Here is a 15,532-nt window from a genome sequence, read left to right as displayed (position 1 = left end):
GGCGGCAGTGGTAGCGCCGAGTGGGACATCGGTTTCTCCGAAGCCGTGCTCACGGCTCCGCATGTGTCAATGAAAATCTGGATCATCGTGCTGGCGAATGGGAATCTGCGCCGTTTCGGCCGCGGCCGCGAAACGCGGCGATCAGCAGAAGCCCCGCTCCCAGGGTGATGCCAACGTCGGCTGCATTGAACGCAGGCCAGTGCCAATCGCCCCAATGAAAATCGAGCCAGTCCACCACGGCCCCATGCCGCACTCGATCAAGAACATTGCCGAGCGCGCCGCCGAGAATTGCTGCATAGCCCACGGCCTCAGGTGTTGCAGTCTTCTCGCGGGCAATGAGCCAGGTGAGAAAGGCAGAAGCAGCGACGCCAATAACAATAAAAAAGCCGCGTTGCCACCCACCCGCCTGCGCCAAGAAGCTGAAGGCCGCGCCTGGATTCAGCCAATGCCCGATGTTGAACCATGGCGTGATTTCATGGGAGCCATACAAGGGAATCCACGCGACGATGGCCGCCTTGGTCGCTACGTCGGCGGCAAGCACCGTCACGGCCAACAGGTACATCCGCAAGACAGCCCTATCAATGGCCATGTGGCTTGATGTCCTCAGACGACCGCAGCAAGCGCATCCCATTGAAAACGACCGCCAGACTGGCACCCATGTCGGCCAGAATCGCCAGCCACAGACTTGCATGTCCAGTAAAGGCCAAGGCCATGAACACCGCCTTTGTTCCAAGCGCAAAGACGATGTTGGCCGTCAGGATGCCGGCTACGCGCTGTGACAGCCGGATGAACTCTGGAAGCTTGCGCAGGTTGTCCTGCATCAATGCGACGTCGGCCGTTTCGATTGCCGTGTCGGTGCCAGCTGCGCCCATTGCGAAGCCTATGCTCGACTTGGCCAATGCCGGTGCGTCGTTGACGCCGTCGCCCACCATGCCGACTGGCCCGCGTGAGAGCAGTTCTTCGATTGCCTGCAGCTTGTCCTGCGGCAGCAACTCGCCCTTGGCGCTGGTGATGCCGACCTGGGCAGCCACGGCTTGCGCGGTTTTCGCGTTATCGCCAGTCAACATGACTGGTTCGATTCCCAGCGACTTGAGTTCGGCGATCGCTTGCCGGCTGGTGTCGCGCACTGTGTCGGCCACGGCCAGCAGGGCGAGTACTTGCTGGTCCGTGGCGAGGAGCACAACGGTCTTGGCCTGGTACTCCAACGCATCGAGCTGAGTCTCGACCTCAAGTGTTGAAAGTCCCAGCTCTTTGATCAGCCGGTGGTTGCCGACGTAATAGACATCTCCATCGACGTTGCCTTTGACGCCGCGTCCAGGGATCGCCTCGAACTTGTCCACCTGGGCATGCGGTTGGTTGTAGCCCGCCACGATGGCGGTGGCCACAGGATGCTCCGACAGAGCATCGATGCTCGCTGCAATGCGCAGAACTTCTTCCTTCGGCAGGCCGCGCAGCGATATGACATCGGTCAGTGCGGGGCGCCCATGGGTCAGGGTCCCGGTCTTGTCCAGGGCCACCGATTTCAGGTGCCGCCCTTGTTCGAGGTAAAGACCGCCCTTGACCAGGATGCCTCGGCGTGCGGCAGCTGCCAGGCCGCTGACCACGGTAACCGGCGTGGAGATCACCAATGCGCAGGGGCAGGCAATGACCAGCATCACCAGCGCCTTGTAGACCCATTCGAACCAGGGCTGCCCGAAAGCGAGCGGAGGAATGACCGCCACGGCAAGGGCAAGCGCAAACACCGCGGGTGTATAGATGCCGGCGAACTTGTCCACGAAGCGTTGCGTGGGCGCGCGTTGTCCCTGCGCTTCCTGGACCGATCGTGCAATGCGGTCGAGGGTGGTTTCGCCCTTGCGCGAGGTAACGCGGAACTCCAGCGTGCCGCGCTCGTTGATGGTGCCGGCGAAGACCGTGGCACCGGCGGTCTTCTCCACCGGCATGCTTTCGCCGGTGATCGGCGCCTGGTTCACCGACGACTGTCCCGCGACGACTTCGCCATCCAGTGCGATGCGTTCGCCCGGACGCACCCGCACAACACTTCCGAGTGGCACGGTATCCGCCTTGACCTCGCGCCATTGACCGTCGGGCTGGCGCACCAATGCGTTCTCTGGCGCCAGGTCCATCAGCTTGCGGATGGCATTGCGGGCCCGATCCAGGCTCAAGGCCTCGATCATCTCGGCGATGCCGAAGAGCCAGATGACCACCGCCGCCTCGGGCCACTGGCCGATCAGCGCCGCGCCGATGACGGCGACCGTCATCAACAGGTTCATGTTCAGCGAACGCGTCTTCAGCGCGATCCAGCCCTTCTTGAGGGTCTCGACCCCACCCAGGCCGATGGCCGCGAGGCAAGCAAGAATGATGGGCCAGGAGGCCTCGGGAGCACCCGCGAAGACCATGGCCTCCGCGCCGAGCGCCAGCACGCCGGAGACCGCCATCCGAATCCATTGCCCGCGCGAGATGCCGGTGCCGAACTCACGGGGAGCGGATGGCGCCGGGTCGGAGGCGCTTTGGAGCACTGGAGCCATGCCGAGCCGCTCGATCGCGCTGGTCACCGGAGCCAGATCGACAAGCTCGTGGCTCACGGTCAGCGTGCGGCCCATCAGGTTGAAATCCAGGGCCTTCACCCCAGGCATGCCTTCGAGCGCCTTGCGCAGCAGGCCCTCCTCGGTCGGGCAGTCCATTTTTTCGATCAGGTACACGGCCTGGCCCTGCGGCCCGGTGTCGTCAGCGTGCTCAATGCTGGCCTTCATGCCTACATCGTTCAGGGCCTTGAGGATCGGCGCGGGGTCGGGCAGACGGTGCTGGACATCGAGCCGTCGCCCCATCAGGTCGAAATCCAGCCGTTCGATGCCATCGACCGCACCAAGGCGCTTGCGGATCGTTGCCTCTTCGGTAGGGCAATCCATGTTCGGAATAAGGAAGCGTGTACCGTTCCCTGTCGCCGGTGCCGGGGTTTGCGACGCCGCCGTGCTGGGGATGAGGGCTTCGACAGCGATTGGCATGCTGCCCGCCGTCTTTTCCACCGGCTTCATTCCCAGGCCTTCGATGGTCCTGGCAATCGGGGCTGTATCGGTCAGCGAATGGGTCACCGTCAGCGTGTGGGCCTTCAGATCGAAGTCCACCGCCTGCACGCCCGCCAGTGGCTCCAGCATCGAGCGCAACTGGCGCTCTTCGCTGGGACAGTCCATCTCCTTGATGAAGTAGATGACCTGCTGCGGCGCGGGTTCCACGACCGCCCGCATGCCGATGTCGTGCAGCGCGCGCAGGATGGCGTTCTGTCCAGCTGGTTCGTGTGTGACCTCAAGGCGGCGACGGGTCAAGTCGAAAGCCATATCCCGGACGCCATCGACCTGCGCCAAGCGCTTGCGAATCTGAGCCTCCTCGCTGGGGCAATCCATGTTGGCTATCCCGAAGTGGGTCACGAGTGGCTCAACGGTCGCCGCTGCGCTCATGGCGCTCGCTGAACAGCACGCCGTGGTGCAGGAGGTTTCGGTGTCTGCTTTCATGGATCGATCCGTTCTTCTTCAAGAGTCAGGTGGTGAGACGGGCCAGCTTTGCCAGTCTCCGCGCAGGAGAGCCAAAGCGCAGACGCCGACAGCGTTGCGACAGGTGCCGTTCCCCTTGTGCTTTCATTTACAAGGGCTATTTCACACCTTGGAGTAGCTCCAAGGTCAAGCGGCTACGATGCATGTCCTGACAACATGTGAGTGTTCTGCGATGAAAATTGGCGAGTTGAGCCACGCCACCGGCGTGGACACCGACACGATCCGGTTCTACGAGAGGACGGGGGTGTTGCCGCCGCCAGCTCGGCAGACCAATGGATACCGGGTATACGGGACGGAACACATCGATGGACTGTCCTTTGTCCGCCACTGCCGGGCCTTGGACATTCCTCTGGCCGATGTCAGGCGGCTCCTGAACTTCACATCCCGTCCGGATGAGGATTGCGCGGACATCAACCGGCTGGTCGACGAGCAGATTGCGAGGGTGCGTGCCCGCCTGACCAGCTTGAAAGCACTGGAAAGGCAACTGACGACGCTGCGCGCCCGCTGCTCCGCAGGACATCAAGCGAAAGAGTGCGGCATCCTTGGCGAGCTGGTCTCTGCAGCGCAGCGGGAAGCGTAGTCAAACAGATCTATCGATGGCGCAGGGCAAGACGCCTGTGCGCAAGCACTGGCAGCAGGCGAAGGCTGTGTTGACATGCGCCGGCAAGACCGCCTAAACTACGTACCAAACAACAGACATAGAGTCTTTTCGTCGTTCGATCGCCTGAGCCATTCTTTTCCCCATGCCGACCCATGCATTCACCATACGCAAACTCGCCGACGCGGCAGGCGTTGGCGTGGAGGCGGTGCGCTATTACCAGCGCGGTGGATTGCTGGCTGCGCCGGATCGCGTGGACGGCGGCTTCCGGCAGTATTCGGAGGACGATGTCCGTCGTCTGCGCTTCATCAAGCGGGCTCAGGCATTGGGGTACTCGCTGGAGGACATCGCCGAACTGATGTCCTTGAGTACCAAGCGTGATCGGCTGCGCGTGCGGGAAATCACCCGCGAACGCATCGCGGAGATCCGGGAGCGCGTGGCCGACCTGCAGTCGATGGCCTCGGCGCTGGAAAATCTGGCCGATTGCTGCGCCAAAGCGCCAGAAGGTTCGGCCTGTTCGATCATCGCCGCGCTGACCGGGGAGCAGGACTTAGATCCGGCCATCGCCGATCCGAGCCTCGTTGCGCAGGCAAGCGTTGCCGGCCGACGCAGATCCGTGCGGCCGGGCGCTGAAGCCTATCACCGCACTGATGGGGTGGCCGCATGACGATGACGCGCATGTTCAGGCGATTCGTCTGCCGGCTGATGCTCGGTGTGCTGGTCTTCGGCCAGTTGGCCATCGCTGCCTACGCCTGCCCCGCACTGTCGGGCATGCCGCAGTCGCTTCCGACGATGGCCCTGAATGCGTCGGCCGCGGCGATGCCCGGTGATGAGGCCGGTGCTGCGATGGCCGTGTCGCCCGACATGGTCGCAACGTCAGACATGGCCGCCATGGCGAGCTGCGACCAAATCGACGACAACGCCGCCAACTTGTGCGTAGAGCACTGCCGTTTCGGCCAGCAAAGCGCCGACCATGCGTCGGCCCCGACCGTACCCGCGGCGCTGCTGACGACCCTCTACACCCTTCCGGTGCAACCCGAGCCTCTCGGGCATGGCTGGCCTTCGGCCGACGTGATATTCCGGCGCGTCGCGGCGTCTCCGCCGCACGCCATCCTGCACTGCTGTTTTCGCATTTGATCTCCTGACGCTGGTGCGGCCGGCCTGAGCCGGCTGAACCAGACCGATCGGTCGCGCTTGCGCGTGTCCGCGAGTTTCCGCTCGCCCCCGCCAAGCTCCATTCGACCTGATGGCATTCGTCAACTGGAGATCCCATGTTCATCGACTCTTTTTCTTTCCGCACGCCGGGCGGCGCTGTGCCATGGCGCAGGCTTGCTGCCGGCATCGTTGCGGCATTCGCCATGGGCGCCGGTGCAGCCCATGCCGCCGACGGCCTGACGCTGGATCAGGCGCTGCGCCTGGCACAAACCCGTTCTCGCGCGCTCGTGGCCCAGGATGCGACGGCATCGGCCGCACGGGACATGGCGGTCGCCGCCGGACAGCGGCCAGACCCCACCCTCAAGCTCGGCATCAACAACCTGCCCGTCAACGGCGCGGATCGGTTCAGCCCGACGCGCGACTTCATGACCATGCGCTCCATCGGCGTGATGCAGGAGTTCACACGCGAAGACAAACTCAAGGCCCGTGCCGGGCGCTACGAGCGCGAGGCCGAAGTCGCCGAGGCCGGGCGCAGCCTGGCGCTCGCCAACCTGCAGCGCGACACCGCCTTGGCCTGGCTGGACCGTCTCTTCCAGGAGCGTGTGCGCGACATGCTGGTGACCCAGCGCGACGAAGCGCGCCTGCAGATCGACGCCGCTGATGCCGCCTACCGGGGCGGGCGCGGCACGCAAGCCGATGTGTTCGCCGCCCGTTCGGCGGTCGCCCAGATCGACGACCGCATCGAGCAGGCCGAGCGCCAGGTCGCCACGGCCCGCACGCAACTGGCGCGCTGGATTGGCTCCGTCGCAAGCGATCCCCTGGGCTCGGTTCCGGCATTGGATACGGTTCGCCTGAGCCCGCAGGATTTGGAAGCCCAGTTGGCCCACCACCCTGAAATCGCCGTGATGCAAAAGCAGGAAGAGGTCGCGCAGGCCGAAGCCGACATCGCGCAAGCCAACAAGAAGACCGATGTGAGCGTCGAGCTGATGTACAGCCAGCGCGGCCCGGCCTACTCGAACATGGTCTCGCTCAATGTTTCGATCCCGCTGCAGTGGGACCAGAAAAACCGCCAGGACCGCGAGCTGGCCGCCAAGCTCGCCAGTGTCGAGCAAAAGCGCGCCGAGCGCGAGGAAGCCACGCGCGCCCATGTGGCCGAGGCACTGGCGATGCTGCAGGAATGGCGCAGCGACCGAGAGCGCCTGGCGCGCTACGACAGCTCGCTGCTGCCACTGGCCACCGAGCGCACGCGCGCCTCGATCGCCGCCTACCGCGGCAACGCGGGCACCTTGACCGCGGTGCTAGAGGCACGCCGCGCCGAGATTGACACGCGCGTCGAACGCTTGCGCCTGGAAATGGGCGCGGCGCGCCTGTGGGCACAACTGAACTACCTGGTGCCGGCTGGTCACGACACGGCCGCACCCCGCCCCTGAGCACAACCGAGAGACCTCCCATGAAAACCAAAAACCTCGTGATGGCCCTCGTCGCCGCCGGCGTGCTGGGCGCCGCCGGCTACGGCCTCTACACCCTCGGCATGCGCCACGGAGCCGACATGCCGGCCACGCCTTCGAATCCCAGTGGCATGGCATCGCCGCAAGCGGCGACTCCCGCTGTTGCTGCGCCTGCCAATGAGTCGGGCGAGGACGCCACGCGGCGGCATATCGCGGCCGGCCTCAAGGCCGGCGACGTCGATCCCGCCAATGGCAAGAAGATCCTGTACTACAACGATCCCATGGTACCGGCGAACAAGTTCGACAAGCCGGGCAAGTCACCCTTCATGGACATGATGATGTCGCCGGTCTATGCCGACGGGGATGCAGATAAGGGAAACGTCACTGTCAGCTCGCGCATCCAGCAGAACCTCGGCGTTCGCACCGCCGAAGTGACCGAAGGCACGCTGTCGCCGCAGGTGTCGGCGGTGGGCAGCATCGCCTTCAACGAGCGTGACCAGGCGATCGTGCAAGCGCGTGCCACCGGGTACGTCGAGCACCTGTACGTGCGTGCCACGCTGGACCCGGTCGCCAAGGGGCAACCGCTGGTCAGCCTCTATGTCCCGGACTGGGTTGCTGCGCAGGAAGAGTTCCTGTCAGTACGGCGCATGAAAGGCACGGACCTGGGTGGGCTGGTCGACGGTGCGCGCCAGCGCATGCGCCAGGTCGGCATGGACGATGCCCAGATCGCGCTGGTCGAGCGCAGCGGCAAGACCCAGCCACGCATCACGCTGAGCGCGCCCATCGGCGGCGTGGTGGTCGAATTGCTGGCGCGTGAAGGCATGACGGTGATGCCGGGCGCGACGCTGTTCCGCATCAACGGCTTGTCCACCGTGTGGGCCAACGCCGAGGTGCCCGAGAGCCAGGCCGCGCTGCTGCGCCCGGGCGCCAAGGTGCAGGCCCGTAGCCCGGCCGCGCCCGGCAGCAGCTTCGATGGCAAGGTGCAGGCGATCCTGCCCGAGGTGAATCCGAGCACGCGCACACTGAAGGCTCGCCTGGAGCTCGCCAATCCTGGCAGCCGGCTGGTACCGGGGATGTTCGTCACGATGAACTTCGTGGACATGCGGCCCGACAAGACGCTGCTCGTGCCCACCGAGGCGGTGATCCAGACCGGCAAACGCACGGTGGTGATCGTGGCCGAAGACAACGGGCGCTTCCGTCCGGTCGATGTCGAGGCGGGCCTGGAGAACAGTGGCCAGACCGAGATCAAGCGCGGCCTGTCGGCGGGGCAGCGCGTCGTCGTGTCCTCGCAGTTCCTGATCGACTCGGAGGCCAGCCTCAAGGGTGTCGAGGCCCGCTTGAACAGCGAGCCGGCCGTGGTTGCCCCAGCTTCGCCTTCGGCCCCGGTGGCCGCCAGCGCGCCACGGCATGTCGGTGAGGCCAAGGTCGTCAGCGTCGGCAAGGACGCGTTGACCCTGTCGCACGGCGCCATTCCCACAATGAAGTGGGGCCCGATGACGATGGACTTCAAACTGCCGCCCGACGGCGCGGCGCGCAACGTGCAGGTCGGTGATCGCGTGCGCTTCGAGTTCTTCATGGGCGCGGACGACCTGCCGCAGCTCACGCACGTCACGCCGATGGCGGCCGGAGGCAAGCCATGATCGCCAAGCTGATCCGCTGGTCCATCGCCAACCGCTTCCTCGTGCTGCTGGCCACCTTGGCACTCAGCGCCTGGGGCATCTATGCGGTACAGCGAACGCCGCTGGACGCGCTGCCCGACCTGTCGGACGTGCAGGTCATCATCCGCACCACCTATCCGGGCCAGGCGCCGCGCATCGTCGAGAACCAGGTCACGTACCCGTTGACGACGACGATGCTCTCGGTGCCGGGCGCAAAGGCGGTGCGCGGCTACTCGTTCTTTGGCGACTCCTTCGTCTACGTGCTGTTCGAGGACGGGACCGACCAATATTGGGCGCGCTCCCGCGTCCTCGAATACCTCAACCAGGTGCAGTCGAGGTTGCCGGCCCAGGCTAAGGCCTCGCTCGGTCCGGACGCTTCCGGCGTGGGCTGGATCTACGAGTACGCACTGGTCGACCGCAGCGGCAAGATGGACATCTCGCAACTGCGCGCCCTGCAGGACTGGTTCCTCAAGTACGAGCTCAAGACCGTGCCCGACGTGGCCGAGGTTGCCTCGGTAGGCGGCATGGTGCGCCAGTACCAGATCGTGCTTGATCCGGACAAGCTCGCGGCCTACGGCATCCCGCACACCAAGGTCGTGGAGGCGATCCAGCGCGCGAACCAGGAGACCGGCGGCTCGGTGCTCGAACTCGGCGAGGCCGAATACATGGTGCGCGCCTCGGGCTACCTGGGGAGTCTTGAGGATTTTAGGAAGGTGCCGCTGATGACGACAGCCGCCGGCGTATCAGTGCGCCTGGGCGACGTGGCCCAGGTGCAGATCGGTCCGGAGATGCGCCGCGGTATCGGCGAACTCAATGGCGAGGGCGAAGCCGTCGGCGGCGTGATCGTCATGCGCTCAGGCAAGAACGCGCTGCAGACCATTGCCGCGGTCAAGGACAAGCTCAAGGGCCTGGCGTCCAGCTTGCCGCGGGGCGTGGAGATCGTGCCGGTGTACGACCGCTCCGGGCTGATCGAACGCGCGGTCGACAACCTCACGCACAAGCTGATCGAGGAGTTCATCGTCGTCGCGGTGGTCTGCTTCATCTTCCTGTTCCACCTGCGCTCGGCGCTGGTCGCGATCATCTCTCTGCCCCTGGGCATCCTGGCGGCGTTCATCGTGATGCACTACCAGGGCGTCAACGCCAACATCATGTCGCTGGGGGGGTATCGCGATCGCCATCGGTGCGATGGTCGACGCGGCGGTGGTGATGATCGAGAACGCCCACAAGCATCTGGAGCACTGGAGCCATGAGCACCCCGGCGAGGTGCTCGAAGGGCCGGCCCGGTGGCGGGTCATCGGTGACTCGGCGGCGGAGGTGGGGCCGGCGTTGTTTTTCTCGCTGCTGATCATCACGCTGTCCTTCGTGCCTGTGTTCACGCTGGAAGCGCAGGAGGGACGCCTGTTCTCGCCGCTGGCGTTCACCAAGACCTACGCCATGGCGGCTGCGGCCGGCCTGTCGGTGACCTTGATTCCGGTGCTCATGGGCTACCTGATCCGTGGCCGCATCCCCGATGAGAAAAACAATCCACTCAATCGCCTGTTGATCGCGGTCTACCGGCCGCTGCTCGACAGGGTGCTGCGCGCCCCAAAGCTCACGCTCGTGGTGGCGGTCGTGGTGCTGGCCACCAGCCTGTGGCCGCTGCAGCACATCGGCGGCGAGTTCATGCCGCGGCTGGACGAAGGTGACCTGCTGTACATGCCTTCGGCGCTGCCGGGACTGTCGGCAGGAAAGGCGGGAGAGCTGCTGCAGCAGACCGACCGCCTGATCAAGACGGTGCCGGAGGTCGCGAGCGTCTACGGCAAGGCCGGCCGCGCGGAGAGCGCCACCGACCCCGCTCCGCTGGAGATGTTCGAGACGACGATCCAGTTCAAGCCGCGCGACCAGTGGCGCGCCGGCATGACGACCGACAAGCTGGTCGAGGAACTTGACCGCATCGTCAAGGTGCCGGGCCTGTCCAACATCTGGGTGCCGCCGATCCGCAACCGCATTGACATGCTGGCCACGGGCATCAAGAGCCCTGTGGGGGTTAAGGTCGCGGGCACCGACCTAGCAACCATCGATCGCATCACCGCAGAGATCGAACGCACGCTCAAGGACGTGCCCGGCGTCAGCAGCGCTTTGGCCGAGCGGCTCACGGGTGGGCGCTATGTGGATGTGAACATCCGGCGCGACGATGCGGCCCGCTACGGCCTGAACATCGCCGACGTGCAGTCGGTGGTCTCGTCCGCCGTGGGCGGCGAGAACATCGGCGAGACGGTGGAAGGCCTGCAGCGCTTCCCGATCAACCTGCGCTACCCGCGCGAGATGCGCGATTCGCTGGAAAAACTGCGCTCCCTGCCCGTCGTGACCGAGCGCGGCCAGCGCCTGGTGCTGTCCGACGTGGCCGACATCCGCATTGCCGACGGGCCGCCGATGCTGCGCAGCGAGAACGCGCGCCTGTCGGGCTGGGTGTACGTCGACATCCGGGACCGCGACCTGCGCTCCGCGGTGCAGGACATGCAGCAGGCCGTGGCCAAGCAGGTAAAGCTGCCGCCGGGCTACTCAATCTCCTGGTCGGGACAGTTCGAGTTCCTGGAGCGGGCCACCGCCAAGCTCAAGGTAGTGGTGCCCTTCACGCTGCTCATCATCTTCGTGTTGCTGTACCTGACCTTCGGCGCGTTCGGTGAAGCGCTTCTGATCATGGCTGCGCTCCCATTCGCGCTGGTGGGCGGCATCTGGCTGCTGTACCTGCTGGGCTACAACCTGTCGATCGCGGGTGCGGTGGGCTTCATCGCACTGGCTGGCGTGTCCGCCGAATTCGGCGTGATCATGCTGCTGTACCTCAAGAACGCCTGGCAGGAGCGAGTCGGCCGCGGCACGACCAGCGAGGCCGATCTGCTGAATGCCATTCGCGAGGGCGCCGTGCTGCGCGTGCGGCCCAAAGCGATGACGGTGGCCGTCATCCTGGCCGGCCTGCTGCCGATCATGTGGGGCACGGGCACCGGCTCCGAGGTGATGCAGCGCATCGCCGCGCCGATGGTGGGAGGGATGGTCACGGCCCCGTTGCTGTCGATGTTCGTCATTCCCGCGGCCTACCTGTTGATGCGGCGGCCGCGCGAGCGCAAGGCATCGCGGCGGATGTTCTGGAGGCGTCGTCATGCGGCCACTTGAACGCTCCGGTGGCGGCCGCGCATGGGGTGCGGCGGTGCTTTGCCTGTCGCTGCTGCTGGGCACAGCGACACGCGCTGCCGTTTCCGCCCAGGAGATTCAGCACGCCGGCCCGGTGATGACGGCAATGGTGGCCTCGCGCCCGTTGCCCAGCAGCGCCGACGATTGCCAGGTATGCCCGGCTTGTGCCATCGCACCGGCACCAGCGGCTCACGCATTCACCGGCGAAGGCGAAGCGCGAGAGCAGGCTCCGGTGGCCTGGCTCGCGCTTGCGACGGTGGCGCCGGCGCCGACCTGGTTCTTTGATGCGGGAGGCGGTCGACTGCGATGGCCTGTACGCCTAGCGTTCTGCCGGTGGCTGGATTGATCCGATGAGGCTCCTCTCGGACTTTTTGGATCAACCAACCTTGGAAAACCATCATGAAAAAATCACTGCTCCCCCTCATCGCCGCCCTGGCGCTGGGCGCTTCTCTGCCTGCACTGGCCGGCCCCGACTTCCAGGCCATCGAGAAGGCACGCGCAGCCAAACAGGCGGCAGCAGCATCGCAAACGGCCAGTACCACCCGAGTCGACGGCACCACAGGTCAGCGGGTGAACTGCCCGACCGACCCGCTGGTGCTGCCGCTGGATCACGGCCCGCGTGCCCAAACGACGCCTGGAGAAAACCGGATGCGCAAGGCGCGTTACGAGGCCCAGGTCAAGGCATGCACGAACCCCGGGTCGTGAGCACCAGCCCATGACTCTCCAACGCTGGCCATTCCCAGTGGCCGCGTTCCATCCGGGGCCTGCCAGAAGGCCGGCCCCATTTTTAAAGCTCAGAAAAGGAAATCCATCATGAAACTCGTCTCAACCGCAACGCTGATCGCCGCCTTGGCGTTTTCTGCTGCCACCTTCGCCCAATCCGGCGACATGGGCAGCATGAAGATGGAGGGTAAGGGCATGCAGGAGTGCATGGACATGAAGGGGATGAAGGGCATGGACATGAAGGACATGGATGCCAAGAAGTGCCAGGACATGATGAAAGGCATGGACGCCAAAGGCACCGCCAAGTCCGCGGCCCATGAGGCCGATGCCGTGGTGAAGGAATTTGACGCGGTCCAGGGCAAGGTCACCCTTGCGCATGGCCCCGTCAAGAGCCTGGGGTGGCCCGCGATGACCATGGCGTTTGGCGTCAAGGACAAGGCCCTGTACGACAAACTCGCCGTGGGCGCGAAAGTCCACGTCGGGTTCAAGAAAGAGGGTGACGGCTACGTCGTGACCTCGGTCAAATAACGCGCCGCAGACGATGTGAGCCTGCGACTACGGTGAACGCGCACGCGTTTCGTAGTCGCATCCTTCCTGCAAATTGATCAAGGTGATCAGCATCGTCACCCAAGGCGTTTTTCTGTTTCACCGCAGATGCAGGGCGATCCCGGCCACTGGAGCATGGCCGGCCACGCTGTCGTGCTGCGCATTGAACCCCTGCGGGTTTCGCCCCATGCGGGCTCTCATCGCTGACACCTCCGGCCCAACTTGCTGACCAGGGCCTGCGCGCTGCGCTTGCCAAGACCGGGTGTAGCTGGATGGTGGGGTGTGGCGGCTTGCTGTCTCCCCATGGTGCCACGGCGTTCGCGCCGTAAAGGGCGGCGCGCCATGGGCGCTTGCGGCCTGCGGCCGTCGTGCCCCTTGACGGCTTGCGCTGCGCCGTGACCCGCAGGGGCTGGGCAATTCCGCCCGGCATCCTTTCAGGAGTTCAGCATGAACTACGCATTCATCACCGACGAGCAGCGTGCGCTGCTGCTGGCCAACGGCCGCGCATCCTTGGAGAACCCGGACTTCGATCCGGCGCCCGTAGTCAAGCTGTTCACGCCCGATGCGGGCGCGACCTGGCTGCTGACCGAGATTGATCCCGACGACCACGACCACGTCTTTGGTCTTTGCGACCTGGGCCTGGGGATGCCGGAAATCGGCTGGGTCAGCCTGGGCGAGCTGGCAGCGGTGCGCGGGCGGCTGGGGTTGCCGATCGAGCGTGACCTGTCTTTCCGCGCCGAGAAGCGGTTGAGCGCCTATGCGCGCGATGCGCGCTTGGCCGGGCGGATCGCTGTCTGACCTGGCCTTGGGAGCGCCGCAAGGCGCTCCTTGTGCTTTCTCGACCATCGAAGGAGATCAATGCCATGAGCAGCCATCACGACTACATCATCGAAATCACGGCGCAGCACGATGCGCTCAAGCCGTTCGCGCCGGAGAACGGCCAGCCCTTGCGCTTCAAGATCGGCGACGCGGTGATCTACACCAACGAGTACGGCGCACAGTTCCGGCGCCGCGTCACCGGGTTCTACCAGCCCACCGGGCTGTCGGGTCTGTACGCGCGCGGTGCGCGATACCTGCTGGACTCGTCATCGCCGTGGATGCCGGTTGCGGAATCCAGCCTGCGTCCTGACGACTCGGCATGATGCCTACGCGCCCCTGACGGGGCGCTGCGCGCTTCGCTTGCCTCCAGGGGAAAGCCCTGCGGGCTATCCCCGCCGCGCGATGCTTGGCACCCCTCAAAGACCGCCGAACCGGCTGCGCCGGATCGGCCAGACAACATCAGCCGCAGATCGACGATGCCTCGCGTTTGCTCATCCTGATCCAGTTGTTCATTCCACTTTGAAGGCTGGGCGTCCCCGGCCACCTGGGAGATAGCCGGTCGCGCTGTCGTGCGCGTGGCGCATCGAGCCGCCTGCGGCGTCTCGCCCCTTCGGGCTTCCATCGTTCCCTCGCTCCGCTCGGCTGACGCCTCCGGCCCGGCTTCCAGCTTCGGGCCTGCGCGCTTCGCTTGCCGTGCGGTCGGTGTGTAGGGACGGCCGTTGCCATGTCCAGCCGTCTTCCCTGACTTCATCACCTTCACCGCGACTGTAGCCCGCGGCTGTGTGCCGTCAAGGCGCGCAGGGCCGTGTCCTCGGCTGCGCCTGCGGGCCGCACCAACCCTGCGCTTGTCTCCTTGACGGCCCCCGTCCGCGCGCTCCTGACCGTCGCGGGCGATGAACTCAGGAAGGACGGTGGCAACAGGGCCAACCGGGTTCCTCGTGCCGACCGCACCGAACAGCCGAAAGGCTGGGCTCCGAATCTAGGAATCCGGTGTGCGGTTTTCTTCAACAGCCTTTTTGTTCAGGAGAACGACATGCTTGCAACCCGTTTCGCTTCCCACTCCCCGGCGCTGCGCAGCGGCTACCCGCTGTCCGATGACCAGATTCGCAGGGTGGCCCCGTCCATCTTCGCGGATGCACCGCATGAGAGCCGTTCCGAGCGGTACGCCTATATCCCCACCGCCGCCGTGCTGACCGAACTGCGCAAAGAGGGGTTTCAACCCTTCATGGTGACGCAGACCCGCGTGCGCGATGAAGGCAAGCGCGAGCACACGAAACACATGCTGCGCCTGCGCCATGCCAGCCAGATCAACGGCGCGGAAGCTAACGAAATCGTGCTGCTGAACTCCCATGACGGCACGAGCAGCTACCAGATGCTGGCCGGAATGTTCCGCTTCGTGTGCAGCAATGGGCTGGTGTGCGGTGACACCGTGGCCGATGTGCGCGTACCCCACAAAGGCAACGTGGCCGGGCACGTCATCGAAGGCGCTTATGAGGTGTTGAGCGGCTTCGAGCGGGTGAAGGAATCGCGCGACCTGATGCGCGGCATCACCTTGGACGATGGCGAATCGGAGGTGTTCGCCCGTGCTGCGCTGGCGTTGAAGTACGACGACCCGGACAAGCCAGCGCCTGTCACCGAATCGCAAATTCTGATGCCGCGCCGCTTCGACGACCGCCGCCCGGACTTGTGGAGCGTGTTCAACCGCACTCAAGAAAACCTCACCAAAGGCGGCCTGTCCGGGCGCAGCACCAACGGACGCAGGCAGCAGACCCGCCCCGTGCAGGGCATTGATTCCGACATTCGGCTGAACCGTGCCCTGTGGCTGCTGGCCGATGGTATGCGCCAGCTTAAGGCTTGAACCGTTCCCCCGCC

At 65.2% G+C, this 15,532-nt stretch carries 12 protein-coding genes and 1 pseudogene; 11 read left to right on the top strand and 2 right to left on the bottom strand.

The genetic code is table 11. From position 1 onward, the window contains the following. Window positions 1-82: 82 nt before the first annotated feature. Window positions 83-589 carry a signal peptidase II gene (gene lspA, locus ACFPFG_RS09790; RefSeq protein ID WP_016451581.1) on the bottom strand — a complete coding sequence of 169 codons (507 nt, stop codon included), beginning with the start codon at window positions 587-589 and terminating at the stop codon, window positions 83-85. Further along, a complete protein-coding gene (locus ACFPFG_RS09785) occupies window positions 579-3,452 on the bottom strand; it encodes a heavy metal translocating P-type ATPase (protein WP_174484806.1) in 2,874 nt (957 codons plus the stop codon). Before ACFPFG_RS09785 ends, lspA begins: the two co-directional genes overlap by 11 nt. Window positions 3,453-3,684: 232 nt before the next feature. Here ACFPFG_RS09785 and cadR point away from each other — a divergent pair, with 232 nt between their 5' ends. The 11 genes and pseudogenes from cadR (at window position 3,685) to ACFPFG_RS09730 (ending at window position 15,518) form a co-directional block, all read left to right on the top strand. Then, window positions 3,685-4,125 (top strand): Cd(II)/Pb(II)-responsive transcriptional regulator, encoded by a 441-nt coding sequence (cadR, locus tag ACFPFG_RS09780; protein WP_012202410.1) that lies wholly within the window; start codon window positions 3,685-3,687, stop codon window positions 4,123-4,125. Window positions 4,126-4,288: 163 nt separating this feature from the next. Continuing rightward, window positions 4,289-4,810: a MerR family transcriptional regulator gene (locus ACFPFG_RS09775; protein WP_012202409.1), complete on the top strand. Its 522-nt coding sequence runs from the start codon at window positions 4,289-4,291 to the stop codon at window positions 4,808-4,810. Next, the gene (locus ACFPFG_RS09770) at window positions 4,807-5,280 is read left to right on the top strand and encodes a hypothetical protein (protein WP_012202408.1); all 474 of its coding nucleotides are present in this window, start codon (window positions 4,807-4,809) and stop codon (window positions 5,278-5,280) included. Before ACFPFG_RS09775 ends, ACFPFG_RS09770 begins: the two co-directional genes overlap by 4 nt. Window positions 5,281-5,414: 134 nt before the next feature. Next, window positions 5,415-6,728, top strand: coding sequence for a TolC family protein (locus ACFPFG_RS09765; protein ID WP_016451578.1), 1,314 nt, complete (start codon window positions 5,415-5,417; stop codon window positions 6,726-6,728). A gap of 20 nt (window positions 6,729-6,748) precedes the next feature. Beyond that, complete coding sequence (locus ACFPFG_RS09760) at window positions 6,749-8,386, top strand: efflux RND transporter periplasmic adaptor subunit (protein WP_016451577.1); 1,638 nt, start codon at window positions 6,749-6,751, stop codon at window positions 8,384-8,386. After that, window positions 8,383-11,554, top strand: a pseudogene (locus ACFPFG_RS09755) (efflux RND transporter permease subunit). The gene ACFPFG_RS09760 and the pseudogene ACFPFG_RS09755 overlap by 4 nt, the downstream one beginning before the upstream one ends. 417 nt (window positions 11,555-11,971) lie before the next feature. Continuing rightward, window positions 11,972-12,277: a hypothetical protein gene (locus ACFPFG_RS09750; protein ID WP_016451575.1), complete on the top strand. Its 306-nt coding sequence runs from the start codon at window positions 11,972-11,974 to the stop codon at window positions 12,275-12,277. A 108-nt stretch (window positions 12,278-12,385) separates the two neighbouring features. Beyond that, a complete protein-coding gene (locus ACFPFG_RS09745; protein WP_016451574.1) occupies window positions 12,386-12,823 on the top strand; it encodes a copper-binding protein in 438 nt (145 codons plus the stop codon). Between the two features lie 465 nt (window positions 12,824-13,288). Then, window positions 13,289-13,639 (top strand): DUF2958 domain-containing protein, encoded by a 351-nt coding sequence (locus ACFPFG_RS09740; RefSeq protein ID WP_012202402.1) that lies wholly within the window; start codon window positions 13,289-13,291, stop codon window positions 13,637-13,639. 65 nt (window positions 13,640-13,704) lie between these two features. After that, the gene (locus ACFPFG_RS09735; RefSeq protein ID WP_012202401.1) at window positions 13,705-13,983 is read left to right on the top strand and encodes a hypothetical protein; all 279 of its coding nucleotides are present in this window, start codon (window positions 13,705-13,707) and stop codon (window positions 13,981-13,983) included. A gap of 710 nt (window positions 13,984-14,693) precedes the next feature. After that, a complete protein-coding gene (locus tag ACFPFG_RS09730) occupies window positions 14,694-15,518 on the top strand; it encodes a DUF932 domain-containing protein (protein ID WP_012202400.1) in 825 nt (274 codons plus the stop codon). Window positions 15,519-15,532: the final 14 nt, after the last annotated feature.

Source organism: Delftia deserti (assembly GCF_042653485.1).
Lineage (GTDB): Bacteria > Pseudomonadota > Gammaproteobacteria > Burkholderiales > Burkholderiaceae_C > Comamonas > Comamonas acidovorans.
This window is presented reverse-complemented; position numbering and strand designations above follow the sequence as displayed.

What these genes read in the sequence shown, in the direction of transcription:
- lspA (WP_016451581.1), bottom strand. Translation starts at nt 589, where the DNA reads ATGGCCATTGATAGGGCTGTCTTGCGGATGTACCTGTTGGCCGTGACG.
- ACFPFG_RS09785 (WP_174484806.1), bottom strand. Translation starts at nt 3,452, where the DNA reads ATGAGCGCAGCGGCGACCGTTGAGCCACTCGTGACCCACTTCGGGATA.
- cadR (WP_012202410.1), top strand. Translation starts at nt 3,685, where the DNA reads ATGCATGTCCTGACAACATGTGAGTGTTCTGCGATGAAAATTGGCGAG.
- ACFPFG_RS09775 (WP_012202409.1), top strand. Translation starts at nt 4,289, where the DNA reads ATGCCGACCCATGCATTCACCATACGCAAACTCGCCGACGCGGCAGGC.
- ACFPFG_RS09770 (WP_012202408.1), top strand. Translation starts at nt 4,807, where the DNA reads ATGACGATGACGCGCATGTTCAGGCGATTCGTCTGCCGGCTGATGCTC.
- ACFPFG_RS09765 (WP_016451578.1), top strand. Translation starts at nt 5,415, where the DNA reads ATGTTCATCGACTCTTTTTCTTTCCGCACGCCGGGCGGCGCTGTGCCA.
- ACFPFG_RS09760 (WP_016451577.1), top strand. Translation starts at nt 6,749, where the DNA reads ATGAAAACCAAAAACCTCGTGATGGCCCTCGTCGCCGCCGGCGTGCTG.
- ACFPFG_RS09750 (WP_016451575.1), top strand. Translation starts at nt 11,972, where the DNA reads ATGAAAAAATCACTGCTCCCCCTCATCGCCGCCCTGGCGCTGGGCGCT.
- ACFPFG_RS09745 (WP_016451574.1), top strand. Translation starts at nt 12,386, where the DNA reads ATGAAACTCGTCTCAACCGCAACGCTGATCGCCGCCTTGGCGTTTTCT.
- ACFPFG_RS09740 (WP_012202402.1), top strand. Translation starts at nt 13,289, where the DNA reads ATGAACTACGCATTCATCACCGACGAGCAGCGTGCGCTGCTGCTGGCC.
- ACFPFG_RS09735 (WP_012202401.1), top strand. Translation starts at nt 13,705, where the DNA reads ATGAGCAGCCATCACGACTACATCATCGAAATCACGGCGCAGCACGAT.
- ACFPFG_RS09730 (WP_012202400.1), top strand. Translation starts at nt 14,694, where the DNA reads ATGCTTGCAACCCGTTTCGCTTCCCACTCCCCGGCGCTGCGCAGCGGC.